The 15,112-nt window shown below is 63.7% G+C and carries 14 protein-coding genes; 3 read left to right on the forward strand and 11 right to left on the reverse strand.

Annotated features, from left to right (window positions below):
- Window positions 1-57: 57 nt before the first annotated feature.
- The 4 genes from ACK4OE_RS15840 to ACK4OE_RS15855 form a co-directional block, all read right to left on the reverse strand.
- The gene (locus ACK4OE_RS15840) at window positions 58-1,026 is read right to left on the reverse strand and encodes a 2-hydroxyacid dehydrogenase (RefSeq protein WP_409885894.1); all 969 of its coding nucleotides are present in this window, start codon (window positions 1,024-1,026) and stop codon (window positions 58-60) included.
- A 64-nt stretch (window positions 1,027-1,090) separates the two neighbouring features.
- The gene (locus ACK4OE_RS15845; protein ID WP_409885896.1) at window positions 1,091-1,552 is read right to left on the reverse strand and encodes a nuclear transport factor 2 family protein; all 462 of its coding nucleotides are present in this window, start codon (window positions 1,550-1,552) and stop codon (window positions 1,091-1,093) included.
- 150 nt (window positions 1,553-1,702) lie between these two features.
- The gene (gene kdgD / locus ACK4OE_RS15850; RefSeq protein WP_409885897.1) at window positions 1,703-2,614 is read right to left on the reverse strand and encodes a 5-dehydro-4-deoxyglucarate dehydratase; all 912 of its coding nucleotides are present in this window, start codon (window positions 2,612-2,614) and stop codon (window positions 1,703-1,705) included.
- A 55-nt stretch (window positions 2,615-2,669) separates the two neighbouring features.
- The gene (locus ACK4OE_RS15855) at window positions 2,670-3,650 is read right to left on the reverse strand and encodes a Bug family tripartite tricarboxylate transporter substrate binding protein (protein WP_409885899.1); all 981 of its coding nucleotides are present in this window, start codon (window positions 3,648-3,650) and stop codon (window positions 2,670-2,672) included.
- A 342-nt stretch (window positions 3,651-3,992) separates the two neighbouring features.
- On the opposite strand from ACK4OE_RS15855, the gene ACK4OE_RS15860 reads away from it, so the two are divergent.
- Together ACK4OE_RS15860 and ACK4OE_RS15865 are read left to right on the forward strand one after the other, a co-directional pair.
- Window positions 3,993-5,084, forward strand: coding sequence for a lactonase family protein (locus tag ACK4OE_RS15860; protein WP_409885901.1), 1,092 nt, complete (start codon window positions 3,993-3,995; stop codon window positions 5,082-5,084).
- A gap of 60 nt (window positions 5,085-5,144) precedes the next feature.
- Window positions 5,145-6,143 (forward strand): Bug family tripartite tricarboxylate transporter substrate binding protein, encoded by a 999-nt coding sequence (locus ACK4OE_RS15865; RefSeq protein ID WP_409885902.1) that lies wholly within the window; start codon window positions 5,145-5,147, stop codon window positions 6,141-6,143.
- A gap of 83 nt (window positions 6,144-6,226) precedes the next feature.
- Here the strand turns inward: ACK4OE_RS15865 and ACK4OE_RS15870 are convergent, their stop codons facing one another.
- From ACK4OE_RS15870 to ACK4OE_RS15885, 4 genes are all read right to left on the reverse strand, one after another.
- A complete protein-coding gene (locus ACK4OE_RS15870; RefSeq protein ID WP_409885904.1) occupies window positions 6,227-6,535 on the reverse strand; it encodes a helix-turn-helix domain-containing protein in 309 nt (102 codons plus the stop codon).
- Between the two features lie 188 nt (window positions 6,536-6,723).
- Complete coding sequence (locus tag ACK4OE_RS15875) at window positions 6,724-8,568, reverse strand: ABC transporter ATP-binding protein (RefSeq protein WP_409885906.1); 1,845 nt, start codon at window positions 8,566-8,568, stop codon at window positions 6,724-6,726.
- A gap of 196 nt (window positions 8,569-8,764) precedes the next feature.
- Window positions 8,765-9,232 (reverse strand): CopD family protein, encoded by a 468-nt coding sequence (locus tag ACK4OE_RS15880; protein ID WP_409885908.1) that lies wholly within the window; start codon window positions 9,230-9,232, stop codon window positions 8,765-8,767.
- A 174-nt stretch (window positions 9,233-9,406) separates the two neighbouring features.
- The gene (locus ACK4OE_RS15885) at window positions 9,407-10,789 is read right to left on the reverse strand and encodes a diguanylate cyclase domain-containing protein (RefSeq protein ID WP_409885910.1); all 1,383 of its coding nucleotides are present in this window, start codon (window positions 10,787-10,789) and stop codon (window positions 9,407-9,409) included.
- A gap of 528 nt (window positions 10,790-11,317) precedes the next feature.
- Between ACK4OE_RS15885 and ACK4OE_RS15890 the strand changes: the two genes are divergently transcribed.
- Window positions 11,318-12,124 carry a hypothetical protein gene (locus ACK4OE_RS15890; RefSeq protein ID WP_409885912.1) on the forward strand — a complete coding sequence of 269 codons (807 nt, stop codon included), beginning with the start codon at window positions 11,318-11,320 and terminating at the stop codon, window positions 12,122-12,124.
- Window positions 12,125-12,418: 294 nt separating this feature from the next.
- Here ACK4OE_RS15890 and ACK4OE_RS15895 read toward each other — a convergent pair whose 3' ends face one another.
- The 3 genes from ACK4OE_RS15895 to ACK4OE_RS15905 all read right to left on the reverse strand — a co-directional run bounded on the left by ACK4OE_RS15895 (window position 12,419) and on the right by ACK4OE_RS15905 (window position 14,924).
- Complete coding sequence (locus ACK4OE_RS15895; protein WP_409885914.1) at window positions 12,419-13,282, reverse strand: oxaloacetate decarboxylase; 864 nt, start codon at window positions 13,280-13,282, stop codon at window positions 12,419-12,421.
- Between the two features lie 74 nt (window positions 13,283-13,356).
- Window positions 13,357-14,544, reverse strand: coding sequence for a 2-methylaconitate cis-trans isomerase PrpF (gene prpF / locus ACK4OE_RS15900; protein ID WP_409885916.1), 1,188 nt, complete (start codon window positions 14,542-14,544; stop codon window positions 13,357-13,359).
- Window positions 14,541-14,924: an endonuclease domain-containing protein gene (locus ACK4OE_RS15905; protein WP_409885918.1), complete on the reverse strand. Its 384-nt coding sequence runs from the start codon at window positions 14,922-14,924 to the stop codon at window positions 14,541-14,543. Before ACK4OE_RS15905 ends, prpF begins: the two co-directional genes overlap by 4 nt.
- Window positions 14,925-15,112 lie beyond the last annotated feature (188 nt).

The raw sequence follows: 15,112 nt of genomic DNA on the forward strand, positions 1-15,112 counted from the left end.
GGGGAAACAACCGGGTAGAGCTGGGCGCGCGCCCAGGCCGGGCCGTCGCTGCAAGGCTCAGGGCCGACCCGTGCCCGGCACCGGCACCCGCACGGCACCCGATGTGTAAAACGCCTGCAAATTCTCCAGCACCAAATCCGCCATCGCCCGGCGGGTTTCGTGCGTGGCGCTGGCGATGTGCGGGGTCAGCACTACGTTGTCCAGCGCCATCAGCGCGTCGGGCACGTTGGGTTCGTCCTCGAACACATCGAGCCCGGCACCGGCAATGCGGCGTTCGGTCAGGGCGGCGATCAGCGCGGCCTCATCCACCACGCTGCCGCGCGCCACGTTGATGAGATAGCCGCTCTGGCCCAGGGCGTTGAGCACGTCACCGTTGACGAGATGGCGTGTGCCTGCGCCACCGGCCACGGTCAGCACCAGGTAGTCGGCCCACTGCGCGAGGGCGGTCAAGGATTCGAAATAGGACAACGCGCAACCCTCGGCCGGGCGGCGGTTGTGGTAGCCCACCTCCATGCGAAAGCCCGCAGCGCGCTCCGCCACGGCCTGGCCGATGCGGCCCATGCCGACGATGCCCAGGCGCTTGCCAGACACGCGGCTCCCCAAGGCAAATCGGGCCTTGGGCCATTCGCCCCGGCGAACAAAACGGTCGCTGGCGGCAATGTTGCGCGACACGTCCAGCATCAGCGCATACGCCATGTCGGCCACGCAGTCGTTGAGCACGTCGGGTGTGTAGCCCACCTGCACGCCACGGGCCTTGGCGGCGTCGATGTCCAGCGCGTCAAAACCCACGCCAAAGCTGCTGATGACCTGGAGGTTGGGCAGCGCAGCAATGACCTCGCCCTTGAGGCCAATGGCGGCGGTTGTCACCACCCCGGTGAATTCAGCACCGTGAGCCGCCAAAAAGGCCGTCGCATCGGGTTGGTCGGCCAGACAGGTGACGTTGTACCGGGCCGTCAACTCGGCCTCCAGTGCAGGCAGGGGCAGGCGGCCGATTTGCAGGATGCGGGGCAGGGTGGCTGTGGTCATGGGTCTCTAAAGGAAGGAGAGGCGGTAGGAAAAAGGGGCCGCCTACTGCGACCCGGTGGCTACATCATGCCGCTACACGCACGGCCTGGCGGGCCAGCAGTTTCCACTGTCCGCCTTGCTGTTGCCACACCCCCAGAATCTTGATCTGCACCTTGCCGGGCTTGCCCGAGTCGTTGGTGTCGGCCGTGAGGGTGTGGCGCACCATGGCGGTGTGGCCCACGACCTTGATGGTCTGGTCGGTGATGGTGATGGTGACGAAATCAGATTTGCCCGCCACCAGGTCGCCGATGAAGCTGTCCTTGGTGTCTACGCGACCGCCGGAGTGCCCGTAGCTCAGGTCGTCAGCCACCAGCGGGGCAAGGGCTGCGGGTGTGGGGTCGATCATGGCCAGGCGCAGTCGCTCGGCGGCTGCGGCCACGGCTTGCTCGGACGATGCCGATGCAGCAGGGGTCGCATGGCTGGCGCAGCCGCTCAGTGCGACCAGGGCCAGGGCGCCCGCTGCGGCGAGGATGAGGGTCTTCAACATATTGTTTGTCTCCGTCTTTGTGTACGTTGTGGCGTGCCGCATAGGGCACCCCGCACCCGTGCACGACCGGGCGCGGGGTGTTGTGTGGTGTGTTGGGTGTGGAAACCGCTGCAAAAAAGGGCCTGGTGAACCAGGCCCTTTTGGGGGTGCTTACTGCGGGCCGAGCTTGTCGATCAGCGCCTTGAGTTCTTCCATCTCGCCAGGCTTGAGGTCGGTCAGCGGTGCGCGCACCGGGCCGCCGTCGTGGCCGACGATGCGGGCGCCCGCCTTGATGATGCTCACGCCGTAGCCTTCCACGCGGTTGCGGATGGCCAAGTAGGGCATGAAGAATGATTTGAGCAATCTGTGCTGGGTGGCCATGTCGTCGGCCGCCACAGCCTTGTAGAACTCCATCGCGGTCTTGGGGATGAAGTTGAACACCGCCGACGAATACACCGGCGTGCCCAGTGCCTTGTACGCGGCGGCATACACCTCTGCGGTCGGCAAGCCTCCCAGGTACGAGAAGCGGTCGCCCATCTTCATGTAAATGGACGACATGATTTCGATGTTGCCCACGCCGTCCTTGAAGCCGACCAGGTTCGGGCAGCGATCAGCCAGGATGGCCAGCGACTCGGCCGTCAGCTTGGTACGGTCGCGGTTGTAGACGATGACGCCAAACTTCACGCTGTTGCAGACCTGTGCCACATGCTCGATCAGGCCTTCCTGGCCCGCTTCGGTCAGGTAGTGCGGCAACAGCAGGATGCCGTGGGCGCCCAGGCGCTCGGCCTCTTGCGCGTGGGCGATGGCGTTGCGGGTGGGGCCGCCAGCGCCTGCAATGATCGGCACCTTGCCGCGGCAGGTGTCTACGGCGGTCTTGATGACCTGGCTGTATTCGGGGCCAGCCAACGAGAAATACTCGCCCGTGCCACCGGCGGCAAACAGCGCGCTGGCGCCGTAGGGGGCCAGCCACTCCAGGCGCTCGATGTAGGTCTTGGGGCGGAAGTTGCCCTGCTCGTCAAAGTCCGTGATCGGGAAGGACAGCAGGCCGGAGCCCATGATGGATTTGAGTTCTTGGGGAGTCATGTGAGTGCGGGGTGGTAGTAGGAAATGGGGAGGCGAGGGGTTCGCTTACACCTTCTTAGTCGAGCTTGATGTTGGCGGCCTTGACCACCGTGGCCCAGCGGGCGCGTTCCTTGGCAAAGAACTGGTCTTGCTCAGTTGGAGTCATGGTCACCACTTCAGCGCCCTGGCCGGCCAGGCGCGAGCGGATTTCAGGCGAGCGGATGGCAGTGATGAAGGCGTTGTTGAGCTTTTGCACCACGGCCTCTGGTGTACCGCGCGGCACCAGAATGCCTTGCCAGGTGCCCGATTCGAAACCGGCCACGCCTTGCTCGGCAATCGTGGGCACATCGCCGATCAACGGCATGCGGGTGGCTTTGGAAACGCCCAGCACCTTGAGCTTGCCGCTTTGCACATGGGGCAGGGTGGCCAGCATGCCGTTCATCAGGATCTGGGTTTGTCCGGCCACGGTGTCCTGAATGGCGGTGACGCCGCCCTTGTAGGGGATGTACTGCCAGCGCGCGCCGCTGGCTCGCTCCAGCGCCACGCCCGCCACGTGGGGCGCGCTGCCGGTGGCGGTGACGGCAAAGTTGAGGTCGTTCTTTTTCGAGTACGCCACCAGTTCCTTGAAGTTGCTGACCGGCACCGAGGGGTGCACCACCAGCAGGTGGGGCGAGTAGGCCAGCATGGTCACGCCACGCAGGTCCTTGGAGGGGTCGAACGATAGCTTGGTATAGACCGAAGGGCTGATGGCCAGCGCACCCACGTCGCACAGCAGCAGGGTGTAGCCGTCTGGATCGGACTTGGCCACAAAGTCGGCGCCCAGGTTGCCGTTCGCACCGGGTTTGTTTTCCACAATGACCGATTGCTTGAGCGCATCCGACATCACCTGGCTGATGGACCTGGCAATGATGTCCGAGCTACCGCCCGGAGGGTAGGGCACCACGATGCGCAAGGTCTTGGCGGGCCATTGGGCGGTTGATGCGGTTTGGGCGGTGGCCGTGGCGGTAGCCAGGGCGGCGGTGCAGGCCAGAAGGGCCGTTCGGCGGGTCAAAGTCATCGGATGTCTCCAGCAGTAGTCTTGTTGTTAGTCATCGTACAACTAAGCATGGAGAAAAACAATGGACTGCATCAAAAAAAGGTGGTTTTGTGACCGAAATTAAGGGTTTTCACTAGACGTTTCAGCGCTTGCATTGCCGGTTTACATAGGGGGCTGGGTCTGAATGGATATGCGAAATCCCCGGGTATTCCCTTTGAGGCTAGAGACCAAATCGGCGTGACAATGCATCTCCTTGTTGTATGACGACAGATGACAATTGTCCGCTGTCTAGAGAATGTAGACGGCGCAACCCATTACCGCGCTGCCCCTGTCGGGCTGCGCTGCACACCAAGGAGACCTTGCATGCACGCTGTGTTTCGCACCCGGGCCGCGCCGCTCGCACTGACGGCGCTGTGCGCCCTTGCTGCACCGGGCTGTTGGGCGGCCACCTGGGTTTATGTGTCCAACGCGGACAGCCAGGATGTCTCGGTGTTTGAACTCGACCGAAACGCCGCTGCGCTCAAGCCTGTGGACACGACGGCGTTGGGCGGCAACGCCATGCCCATGGCCATCAGCCCAGACAAGCGCGTGTTGTACGTGGCGCTGCGCTCCAAGCCGTTTCGGGTGGTGAGCCTGGCGATTGACCCCGCCAGCGGCAAGCTGCACAAGCTGGGCGAGGCGCCCCTGGCCGACAGCATGGCCAACATTGACACCGACGCCACCGGCCGCTGGCTGTTTGCCGCCTCGTACCCCGGCCACAAGATCACGGTCAACAGCATTGGCAAGGACGGTGCCGTCGGCGCCGTGCAGCAGCTCATCCCCACGGCGCCCAACGCCCACGCCATTCACGCCGATGCGTCCAACCGCCATGTGTTTGCCACCAGCCTGGGCGGCGACAACCTGTCTGCCTGGCGCTTTGATGCCGAAACCGGCCGGCTTACGGCCCACGAGCCCGCGCTGACCACCGTGGCGCCAGAAAAGTCGGGCCCGCGCCACTTTGTGTGGAGCGGCGACCAGCGGCACATGTATGTGCTCAACGAGCTGGATGCGTCTGTCCACGTGATGGCGTACGACAAAGAGCGCGGCACCTTGCGCGCGGTGCAGCGCACCACCGCATTGCCCGCAGGGTTTACGGGCAAGCCCTGGGCGGCGGACATTCACCTGTCGCCCGACGGCCGCACGCTGTATGCGTCCGAGCGCACCTCCAGCACGCTGAGCAGCTTTCGCGTAGACGCCAGCACCGGCCAGTTGCAGCCGCTGGGTCAGGTGCCCACCGAGAAGTCGCCGCGTGGGTTTGCGGTGGATGCGTCGGGTCGCTTTCTGATTGCGGCGGGGCAGGAGTCGCACCACGTTGCGCTGCACCCCATCGACCCTGCCACCGGCATTCCCGGCGCACCCACGCGGGTGCCTGCGGGCAAGAACCCTAACTGGGTCGAAATCGTCGATCTGCCTTGAGCGTCCGTCCCTCGTTCATCGCTTCAGTCGTTCACACCTACATAAACAGGAGACATCACCATGCAACGCAGAACCCTCATCCACACCGCGGCCCTGGCTGCCGCCGCCTGCAGCGCTCTCATCAGCCTGCCCGCTGCAGCCCAGGGCACCTGGCCCACCGGCAAACCCATCACCTACGTGGTGCCGTTTGCGGCAGGCGGCACCACCGACACCCTGGCGCGCCTGATTGGCCAGCAACTGGGCACGGCCTTAGGCACCACGGTGGTGGTGGAGAACAAGGGCGGCGCGGCAGGCAGCATTGGGTCTGAAGCCGCTGCACGCGCAGCGCCGGACGGCTTTACCGTGCTGGGCGGTACCGTCAGTTCGCACGCCATCAACGTCAGCCTGTACCCCAAGCTGGGCTACGACCCCATTAAGTCCTTCAGCCCTGTCACGCTGATTGGGACCAACCCCGTGGTGCTGGTGGTGGCGGCCAACAGCCCCTACAAAACGCTGAAGGATGTGCTGGCGGGCGCCAGGGGCAAACAGGGCGGTTTGTCGTCGGCGTCGGCCGGCACGGGCAGTTCGCAGCACTTGGCGGTCGAGCTGCTGGCCTTCAAGTCGGGCGTGAAGTTCACGCACATCCCTTACAAAGGCAGCGGCCCTGCCATTCAGGACGTGATCGGCGGCCAGGTGGACATGATGTTTGACACCACGGTGGTGGCGGCGCCGCACATTCAGAGCGGCAAGCTGCGCGCCATTGCCGTCACCTCGGCCCAGCGCCTGACCTCCATGCCCGACGTGCCCACGGTGGCCGAATCGGGTGTGCCAGAGCTGAAGGACTTTCAGGTGCAGTCCTGGCAAGCCATCTTTGTGCCCATCGGCACGCCCACGCCGGTCATCACCCGCCTGCACGACGAGATCCGCAAAATTTTGGCCCAGCCCGACATGCAAAATCGCCTCAAGGGCTTTGGCATGGAGCCTGCCGACATGAACGTGACCCAGATCGCCGCGTTCCAGAAGGCCGAAGTCGAGAAGTGGGCGCAAGTGATCAAGGCGGCCAACATCAAGGTGGATTGATCGCGCCCGATTCCCCCACCATCCTGTGAATACTTTGCGGAACCGCCTTCGGGCTGTTCCGCTTTTTTATAGGCGGCGAGTCTTCAGTCCGCTGATGCCGCACTGCCCGTGGGCTGGCGTGGGGCCAGAACGAAATCGGGGTGCTGTCCCGTCAGCAGCAAAAACAATGCAAACACCGGCCCCTGCATATTGCGCTCGTCGCCCACGCTCTCCAGCGCCTGCCAGGTGCGCGACTGCACGCCGCCCCGGCTGCCCGTTTGCAGCGGGTAGCCCATCAGCTCAGCGGCCTGGGCTTGGCTGAGGCCAGCGGCAATGCGTGCGGCCTTGAGCTGCTCGCCAGTGGGGATGGGCATGGCCAGGGGAATGGGTGACGATGGCATGTCTGGGGTCATGGCGGGTGGGCTTTATCGATTGGCAGAATCTGCAGAATACGCTACCAAATTGATAGCTTTTGACGCTTTATGGATAAGCGCTAGAGCCTAATTTCACTTGAAATTCTACAGCCAGCAGCGCTGGGTATAGGCCGCCCGCCGTGTCAGTCCATCGGAGTCGTTCAACTGCAGCTGGTACGACTTATGGATCAGTCTTCTTCCGACTCGCCCAGGAACCCACCGCTCTGGTGCCCCCATAGTCGCGCATACACGCCGCCCTGGCCCAGCAACTGCGCGTGGGTGCCTTCTTCCACAACACGGCCCGCGTCCATCACGATGAGACGGTCCATGGCGGCGATGGTGGACAGGCGGTGGGCAATGGCGATCACCGTCTTGCCTTGCATCAGGCCATCCAGGCTTTGATGGATGGCGGCTTCCACCTCGGAGTCGAGCGCGCTGGTGGCTTCATCCAGCAGCAGGATGGGCGCGTCTTTCAGCATCACACGCGCAATGGCCACCCGCTGGCGCTGGCCGCCCGAGAGTTTGACGCCGCGCTCGCCCACATGGGCGTCGTAGCCGGTGCGGCCCTGCAGGTCGGTGAGCGTGGCGATGAAGTCGGATGCCTCTGCGCGTTCGGCCGCCTGGTGCAGGTCGGCCTCGCTCGCGTCGGGGCGGCCGTACAGGATGTTGTCGCGCATGGAGCGGTGCAGCAGCGAGGTGTCTTGCGTGACCATGCCGATGTTGCGGCGCAGGCTGTCTTGGGTGACATGGGCAATGTCCTGCCCGTCGATGAGGATGCGGCCGGACTGCACGTCATGAAAACGCAGCAGCAGGTTGACCAGGGTGGACTTGCCCGCGCCCGAGCGGCCAATCAGGCCGATCTTCTCGCCGGGGCGGATGGTCAGGTTGAGCTGGTCGATGACGGGGCGGGCACCTGGGCCGCTGCCGTACGTAAACGTCATGTTGTCGAAACGCACTTCGCCTTGTGCCACGGCCAGGGGTTTGGCGTCGGGCGCGTCCACCACCGTGCGCGGCTTGGTCAGTGTGTTGATGCCGTCCTGAATGGTGCCCACGCTCTCGAACAGCGTGGTCATCTCCCACATCACCCAGTGGGCGTGGCCCGACACGCGCAGCGTCATGGCGGTAACGGCGGCCACTGCCCCGGCGCCCACTTCGCCCGCCGACCACAGCCACAGCGCGGTGCCGCAGGCGCCGAGAATCATCGCTACCACCAGGATGTGGTTCACGATCTCGAACCGGCTCACCAGCCGCATCTGTGCGTAGCCGGTGAGCTTGAACGCGTCCATCGCGGCGCGCGCAAACTCCGATTCGCGCCGGGTGTGCGAGAACAGCTTGACGGTGGCGATGTTGGTGTAGGCGTCGGTGATGCGCCCGGTCATCACCGAGCGCGCATCGGCCTGCGCCTTGCCCACCTTGCCCAGGCGCGGCACAAAGTACCAGCAGGCCAGGCCATAGGCCGCGATCCACAGCGCAAAAGGCGCGATCAATCGCACATCAAACCCTGCCAGCAGCACCAGGATAGTGACGAGGTAGATGCCCATGCCGATCACCACGTCGGTGGTCGTAAAGATCATGTCGCGCACCGCCAGCGCGGTCTGCATGATCTTGGTGGTGATGCGGCCCGCAAACTCGTCGGCGTAGAACGCCATGCTCTGGCCCAGCATCAGGCGGTGAAAGTTCCAGCGCAGCCGCAGCGGGAAGTTGATGGCCAGCACCTGGTGCTTGATGCTGGTCTGCACCGCCACCAGCACCACAGAGGCCAGCAGCAGCGCGGTGATGCCGATCAGTGCCCCTTTGCGCTCGGCCCACAGCGCGCCCGGTGCCGTGGTGGATATCCAGTCCACCACATGGCCAAGCACTGCGAACAGCAGCGCCTCGTAAATGGCAATGGCGGCAGACAAGCCAGCCATGGCGGCCACGTAGCCACGCAGGCCACGGGTCCCGTCCCACACAAAGGCCATGAAGTCCTTGGGCGGAAGGTGGGGTTCGGCGGGGGGATAGGGGGGAAGGCGGCTCTCGAAGAAACGGAACAAAGTCAAAACTCCTTGGGCCGCGATGTTACGTGCCTCCGCAACAAGGCGGTGCCGCCTGCTCCAATGCACGCGGCAGCACGAGGGTCGCGCCCAAGTGTTTCAAAAATGGGTTAAGGCCCAAAAACGCTGCGGTCACTGGCGCCATCCATGCATGCGCCATGCCACGCAATGCCGTGAGCGCCAGCGCCGACCAGGACTAGATCAGCAGCGTGACCACCACAATGACCACGCCCAGCGCCAGATTGACGGCCACCATGGTGCGGATGCTGCCCAGCGCCTTGCCGCCCGCAGCCCAGTCTGACGCCGCCACTGCGCGCCGCAGGCGCTTGAACAGCGCAAACCGGATGTGCCCAAACAGGGCCATCATCACCAGGCCCAGCGCGGCCATGATCGTCCAGTCCAGCGGCATGGCAAAGCTGCCACCGGCCTGCACGGTTTGCTTGGCCACGCGGCCGATCATCCACAGGCCGCTGCCCAGCACTACCACCACGGCCACGCTCACCGCCGCAAAGAAACGCTGCAGCACGTCATGCATAAGGCGCACGCGTTGCGGGGGTTCCAGCGACAGCGCGGCGGGGCGCAAAAAGAAATGGGCAAACACCATACCGCCGATCCACACGATGATGGACAGGACATGAACGAGCTTGAGGGTGGCGTAGAGCATGGTTGTATTGCGCAGGCACCGCGGGCACTGCGCCTTTTCAGTAGGTTGTGGGGTTGTGAGAAGGTGGTGGCATTGTGCCGCGACATGCACTGCAACCACCCATTGCATGGGTGGTGTATCCCTGCTCCGAATGGGTGTGTTGGTGCACGAGTACCCGGACGACGCGTCAGCGCGTCATTTGGCCGGAACATACGCTGGAGGAGGGTGCACGGGGCGCGCCACGCGCACCTGGTTGCCACCGCTTTTCTTGGACACGTACATCGCCTCGTCCGCGTGGCCCAGCAGGTGATTCTCTTCGCCACCGTGCTCCGGGAATATCGCCACGCCAATGCTCGGCTGAATGTGCACCTGGTTGCCCTCCAGGTCGAACGGGTGACTGAAGGCCACCAGGATCTTTTCGGCCGCTGCGGTGGCGTGTTCGCGCGCCTGGCCGCCTTCAAGCAGCACCACAAACTCGTCGCCACCCAGTCGCGCCACGGTGTCAGAGCCACGCACCGACTCCATCAACCGCTGCGCCACCCGTTGCAAGAGCAGGTCACCCATGGCATGCCCCAGCGTGTCGTTCACGTCCTTGAAGCGGTCCAGGTCGATGAACAGCAGCGACAGCAGCCGGTCGTCGCGCCGCGCGCGGGCCAGCGCCGTCTTAAGGCGGTCCAGAAACAGCTGGCGGTTGGGCAGGTGGGTGAGCTGGTCGTACTGCGCCATGTGCTGCAGCCGCTCGTGCATCTGGTGCCTGTTGATGGCCGCTGCGACCTGGGTCGAGACAAACTGCAGCAGCTCCTTGTCTTTGTGGGTGTAGCGGGCCTGCTCGGTGTACCCCTGCAGCACCAGCGCGCCCATGGTGCCTGCTTGCGACTGCAAGGGCACACCCAGCCAGTACAGGGGGGCATGGTCGGTTGGCAAGGCCACGCGGCTGGACAGTGCGGCGCGGGTCTCAGGCGTCAGCAGCAGGGGGGTACCGTGGCGGATGACCTCGGCGCAGAGTGCGTCGTCGCTCAGGGCCAGCGGGCCGGGGGCAGGGTGGTGCTCGTTGACGTGGTACGGATAGCTCAACCGGTCCTGCTGCGCGTCGTAAAGCGCGACGGAGAAGTTGGTGGCGGCCAGCAGCTTGCCGATGATCTGGTGGATGCGCTCGAACAGCGTCTGCAGTGTCTGCGCGTGGTGGGCTGCCTCCGAAATGGCGTAGATCGCCTGCTGCATGGTTTCGGTGAACTTGCGCTCTGTGATGTCGTGCGCCACTGCCAGACGCACATTGCGATCGGGCACCCAGCGCGCAGTCCAGCTGATGTGGGCCACTGATCCATCTTTGCGGATGTAGCGGTTTTCATACTGCAACTGCAGCTCGCCCTCCATCACGTTCTGGGCTTGCTGCGCTGTGGCAGGCATGTCGTCGGGGTGCACCAGGTCCAGCATGCGCCGGCCCACCACTTCCTGGGGCGTGTAGCCAAAGATCCGCTCGAACGCGGGGCTCACAAAAACGATGGTGCTGTCGGGCTCGACGATGCACACCGCGTCGAGCAGAAGGTCCACCACGTTGAGGGAAGAAATGCTGTGCATAGGGCGCGCGTGCATAGGTGGCGTGAAGGCCTATTGTCACCCGCCTGCGCGGCCCGGCCTCGACATGAACTCTATTTCGACCCGCCAGATGTGACTATTGAGCTACCGAACTGATAGCTGCACGCTGGAGTGGCAGGCCCCGTGATGGCCGGTGACTCAGGCCCTGTGGCCAGACAACTGCGCCAAATTAACTATCTTTTTGATAGCTTTTGGCGCTTGTAAATAAAGGGCTAGAGGCACTTTTCATTAATATTCTTGTTCTGCTGGCGCAAAGGGCATTTTGGAATGGTTTTTTCGAGCGGCATGCCACCTGCCGTCCGCCGGCGATTGGGCACCGGGCCCCATCAAACTACGCCAGCCGAATTGACCCAGATGCTGCGCAAGGCGTCGATGGCCGTGCTGGGGCGCGTCTTGCGAGAGATGCACGGGGTGTTACGGCACGACGGTATAGTTGTTGCAAACAATCTTGGTCTCTTAGCTGAGGGGTGTCAAACCCGCACCTTTCAGCCATCACTCTCTCTGTCCGTCATGTCCAGTACCCATCTCGACGCACCCCTGTTCATCCAAGAGATTCACCGAGAACAGGTGGATATCGTCGGCAAACCTTACTTCTTCAACGATGGAGGCAAGCCCAGCTATTGCTCCAGCCCGCCGCCCGGTGCCGAGTTGCTCCAGCCTGCGGTGACCGACCTCTCTGTGGCCATGGGCAACGAATACCAGGTACCCCGTGTGGTGCACCGCGAATCCCGCGGCACCTTTGGCTTAGAGACCCAGCTGGCCTTTGCCGCCGAGCAGGTGGAATTTGCTCCGCTGTGGGCCACACGCGAAGCAGCGGCCGCCTTTGGCATCACGCTGGTCGAGCCGGGACAAGTGATCGAGGTGCGCAGCCCGGTCGCCAAGCTGGAGCAGATCGAGTACGAATATGGCGTTTTCGCCGGGCATTGGTCTCCCTATCAGGACACTAAAAACACCTTGCTCAGTGTCGTGTGCACCGACCTGGAGCACCACAACTTCCCGCACGTTTTTGCATCCACCGACCCTGCACAGCCGCTGGTGACAACCGTGGGCCGTTATTGGCCGGGCCTGGGCAAAATCCGGCTGGCCGACTTGTGGGTGCCACGCGGCAGCGCCTTGTATATTCCGCCCATGCCGGCAAACAGCCACGCCCCGTGCATTGACCTGCACGGCAACCGCCAGTCAGCCCACGCCTGCTGGGGCAATATTCACCAAAACAGCGTCCGCACGCACACGCTGCTGCAAGACAAGGGCGGCTATTTCTATTGGTACTGGAACGCCATCGCCACCGTGCATGGCAGACCTACGCCCATGGGCTGAGATGTGGTCGACGAGCTCGCCACCCCCAACACGCCAACAAAAAAGCGAAGAAGACTTCAACATGTCTGAGCAGAACGACTTCGCCAACGACAGCGTGAGCTAAAAAGTCCTGCTCGAATCGAACTTGGACATCCCCTGGAAGATCGACTGGGCCGCCCACCAATACGCCTGGTGTGGTGTTGCATGCTGGACGGTACATTTAAAACCGATGGATTTTTGGTCAGGGCAAGGCGCAAACCACAGCGATCCCCGTAGGTATCGCGAGGAATTGCAACGCGGCCCTGGCTGCACTTTTCATTGGTACTTTTGCTCCAGAGCATCCCAGTCGCTCTTGCGCACCAGCCGCTGGCGCTCGGCAAACGGCACCACCAGGGCCGTGTTCTCATCGATGCGCTGGGTGTCGCGCAGCACGGTCAGCGCCTTTTGCATACCGGCCACGGCGCCCTGCAGCGCAGCGTTGGCATACAGCACCAGTCCGTAGCCCAGCGTGGCCAGTTCTTCGGCGCTGGTGATGGGCGTCTTGCCGCCAATCACCATGTTCATAAGTTGAGGCGCCGCCAGCCGTTGGGGCAGGGCTCGGATCTCGTCCAGGGTGGTGACGGCCTCCACAAAGAGGATGTCGGCGCCTGCCTCCTCAAAACGATGGGCCCGTTCCACGGCCGCCTCAAAGCCCTGCGTGGCGCACGCGTCGGTGCGGGCCAGGATCAATGTGTCCGGGTCGCGACGCGCATCCACGGCCGCCTTGATCTTGCCCAGCATCTCGCAGGTAGCGATCACTTCCTTGCCGTTGAAATGCCCGCAGCGCTTGGGGCTGACCTGGTCTTCCAGCTGGATGCAGTCGGCGCCTGCGCGCTCCAGCGTGCGCACGGCGTGGTATGTGTTGAGGGCGTTGCCAAAGCCCGTGTCGGCATCGACGATGAGCGGCAGGTGCTCCACCGCATCGCGGATGCGGGCCGTGTGGTCCGCAATGTCGGTCAGGCCCATGAAGGCCTGGTCCGGCAGGCCAAACCACATGTTGGTGACGCCTGCGCCGGTGATGTAGATCGCTTCAAACCCCAGGTCGGCCACCACGCGGGCGGAGAGGGCGTTGAAGGCGCCAGGCACGATGACGCCACGGCGGGCGTGGGCCATGGCTTTGAGCTGTTGTTTCGTGTTCATGAATAGGGTGTCAAAACGCTATATGTTTGATAGCTGCTTGCGCTTTATGGATAAGCGCTAGAGGCAAATTTGGCTCAAAAAAGGCTGACGGGAACCCGCACCCAGCCTTCCATGAGGATGCGGGCGCTGCGGCTCATGAGGGCCTTGGTCACCTTCCATTGGCCGTTGACCTGCGCCGCTTCAGCACCCACACGCAAGGTGCCCGAGGGGTGGCCAAACCGAACATTGCTGCGCACGACACCGCCTGCCGCCAGGTTGACCAGCGTGCCAGGGATGGCTGCAGCAGTGCCAATGGCCACCGCCGCCGTGCCCATCATGGCGTGGTGCAGCTGGCCCATGGAGAGCGCGCGCACCAGCAGGTCGATGTCGTTCGCTTCGATGCGCTTGCCGCTGGACGCCGTGTAGCTGGCCGGTGGCGCGACGAACGCTATTTTTGGGGTGTGCTGGCGCGTGGCGGCCTCGCTCATGTGCTGGATGAGCCCCATGCGCAGGGCGCCGTGGGCGCGGATGGCCTCGAAGCGTGCCAGCGCGGCAGCATCGCCATTGATCTCTTCCTGCAACTCGGTGCCCGTGTAGCCCAGCTCTTGCGCGTTGAGAAAAATGGTGGGAATGCCTGCGTTGATCAACGTGGCGGCGAAGGTGCCGACGCCCGGAACCTCCAGGGTGTCCATCACATTGCCGGTGGGGAACATGGTGCCGCCTTCATCGCCGACTTCCGCCGGATCGATGAACTCCAGCGCCACCTCAGCCGCCGCAAAGGTCACGCCGTCCAGCTCGAAGTCGCCCGTCTCCTGCACTTGCCCGTGGGTGATGGGCACATGCGCCACGATGGTCTTGCCGATGTTGGCCTGCCAGATGCGAACGGGAAAGGTGCCGTCCTGCGGAATGCGTGCGGCATCGATCAGCCCCATGTGGATGGCGCAAGGCCCCACCGCTGCCGAGAGGTTGCCGCAGTTGCCGCTCCAGTCCACAAAAGGCTGGTCGATGGACACCTGGCCGAACAGGTAGTCCACGTCATGCCCCGGCTGTGCGCTGCGGCTCAGGATCACGGCCTTGCTGGTGCTCGATGACGCATTGCCCGTGCCGTCAATCTGTTTGCCATACGGGTCGGGGCTGCCCAGCACGCGCAGCAGCAGGGCGTCTCGGGCCGGGCCGGGTTGTTGGGCGGGGGCGGGCAGGTCCTCTAACTTGAAGAACACTCCCTTGCTGGTGCCGCCACGCAGATAGGTCGCAGGAACTTTGATTTGATGAGGATGGTTCATAGAGTTACTCCCCTCTCCCCTCGCGGGAGAGGGGCCGGGGGAGAGGGGGCGCCCGCACGCACGGCATTCCAAATGGTTTCCAGCACTGCGTCCGTGTTGTGCAGGATGTCGTTGTTCCAAAACCGCAGAAGCGTGAAGCCCTGGCCGCGCAGCCAGGTGTCGCGGATCGCGTCGTGGTCTGAATCCACATGCTGCCCGCCGTCCGCTTCCACGATCAGGCGCATGCCAAAGTGCACGAAATCCACGACGTAGGGGCCGATGGATTGCTGGCGTCGGAACTTCTGGCCGTCCATGCGGTGGGCGCGCAGGTGCTTCCAGAGCAGCTGTTCGGCGTCGGTCATGCTCTGGCGCAGGGTTTTGGTGAAGTGGCGTTGGTCCATGGGTGGGGCCCCCTCTCCCCCGGCCCCTCTCCCACAAGGGGCGAGGGGAGCAAGACAAAAGTGAGCATTGTCTGATCGAGCAAACCCCTCGGTGCGACGAAGTGATGGGGATCGTATCTGCATGAACGCTGTCCGTATCAACGCGCGCGAGCCCCTCTCCCCTCGAGGGAGAGGGGTTGGGGAGAGGG

It is taken from the genome of Acidovorax sp., assembly GCF_046314175.1.
Taxonomy (GTDB): Bacteria; Pseudomonadota; Gammaproteobacteria; order Burkholderiales; family Burkholderiaceae_C; genus Acidovorax.

What these genes read in the sequence shown, in the direction of transcription:
- ACK4OE_RS15840 (WP_409885894.1), bottom strand. Translation starts at nt 1,026, where the DNA reads ATGACCACAGCCACCCTGCCCCGCATCCTGCAAATCGGCCGCCTGCCC.
- ACK4OE_RS15845 (WP_409885896.1), bottom strand. Translation starts at nt 1,552, where the DNA reads ATGTTGAAGACCCTCATCCTCGCCGCAGCGGGCGCCCTGGCCCTGGTC.
- kdgD (WP_409885897.1), bottom strand. Translation starts at nt 2,614, where the DNA reads ATGACTCCCCAAGAACTCAAATCCATCATGGGCTCCGGCCTGCTGTCC.
- ACK4OE_RS15855 (WP_409885899.1), bottom strand. Translation starts at nt 3,650, where the DNA reads ATGACTTTGACCCGCCGAACGGCCCTTCTGGCCTGCACCGCCGCCCTG.
- ACK4OE_RS15860 (WP_409885901.1), top strand. Translation starts at nt 3,993, where the DNA reads ATGCACGCTGTGTTTCGCACCCGGGCCGCGCCGCTCGCACTGACGGCG.
- ACK4OE_RS15865 (WP_409885902.1), top strand. Translation starts at nt 5,145, where the DNA reads ATGCAACGCAGAACCCTCATCCACACCGCGGCCCTGGCTGCCGCCGCC.
- ACK4OE_RS15870 (WP_409885904.1), bottom strand. Translation starts at nt 6,535, where the DNA reads ATGACCCCAGACATGCCATCGTCACCCATTCCCCTGGCCATGCCCATC.
- ACK4OE_RS15880 (WP_409885908.1), bottom strand. Translation starts at nt 9,232, where the DNA reads ATGCTCTACGCCACCCTCAAGCTCGTTCATGTCCTGTCCATCATCGTG.
- ACK4OE_RS15885 (WP_409885910.1), bottom strand. Translation starts at nt 10,789, where the DNA reads ATGCACAGCATTTCTTCCCTCAACGTGGTGGACCTTCTGCTCGACGCG.
- ACK4OE_RS15890 (WP_409885912.1), top strand. Translation starts at nt 11,318, where the DNA reads ATGTCCAGTACCCATCTCGACGCACCCCTGTTCATCCAAGAGATTCAC.
- ACK4OE_RS15895 (WP_409885914.1), bottom strand. Translation starts at nt 13,282, where the DNA reads ATGAACACGAAACAACAGCTCAAAGCCATGGCCCACGCCCGCCGTGGC.
- prpF (WP_409885916.1), bottom strand. Translation starts at nt 14,544, where the DNA reads ATGAACCATCCTCATCAAATCAAAGTTCCTGCGACCTATCTGCGTGGC.
- ACK4OE_RS15905 (WP_409885918.1), bottom strand. Translation starts at nt 14,924, where the DNA reads ATGGACCAACGCCACTTCACCAAAACCCTGCGCCAGAGCATGACCGAC.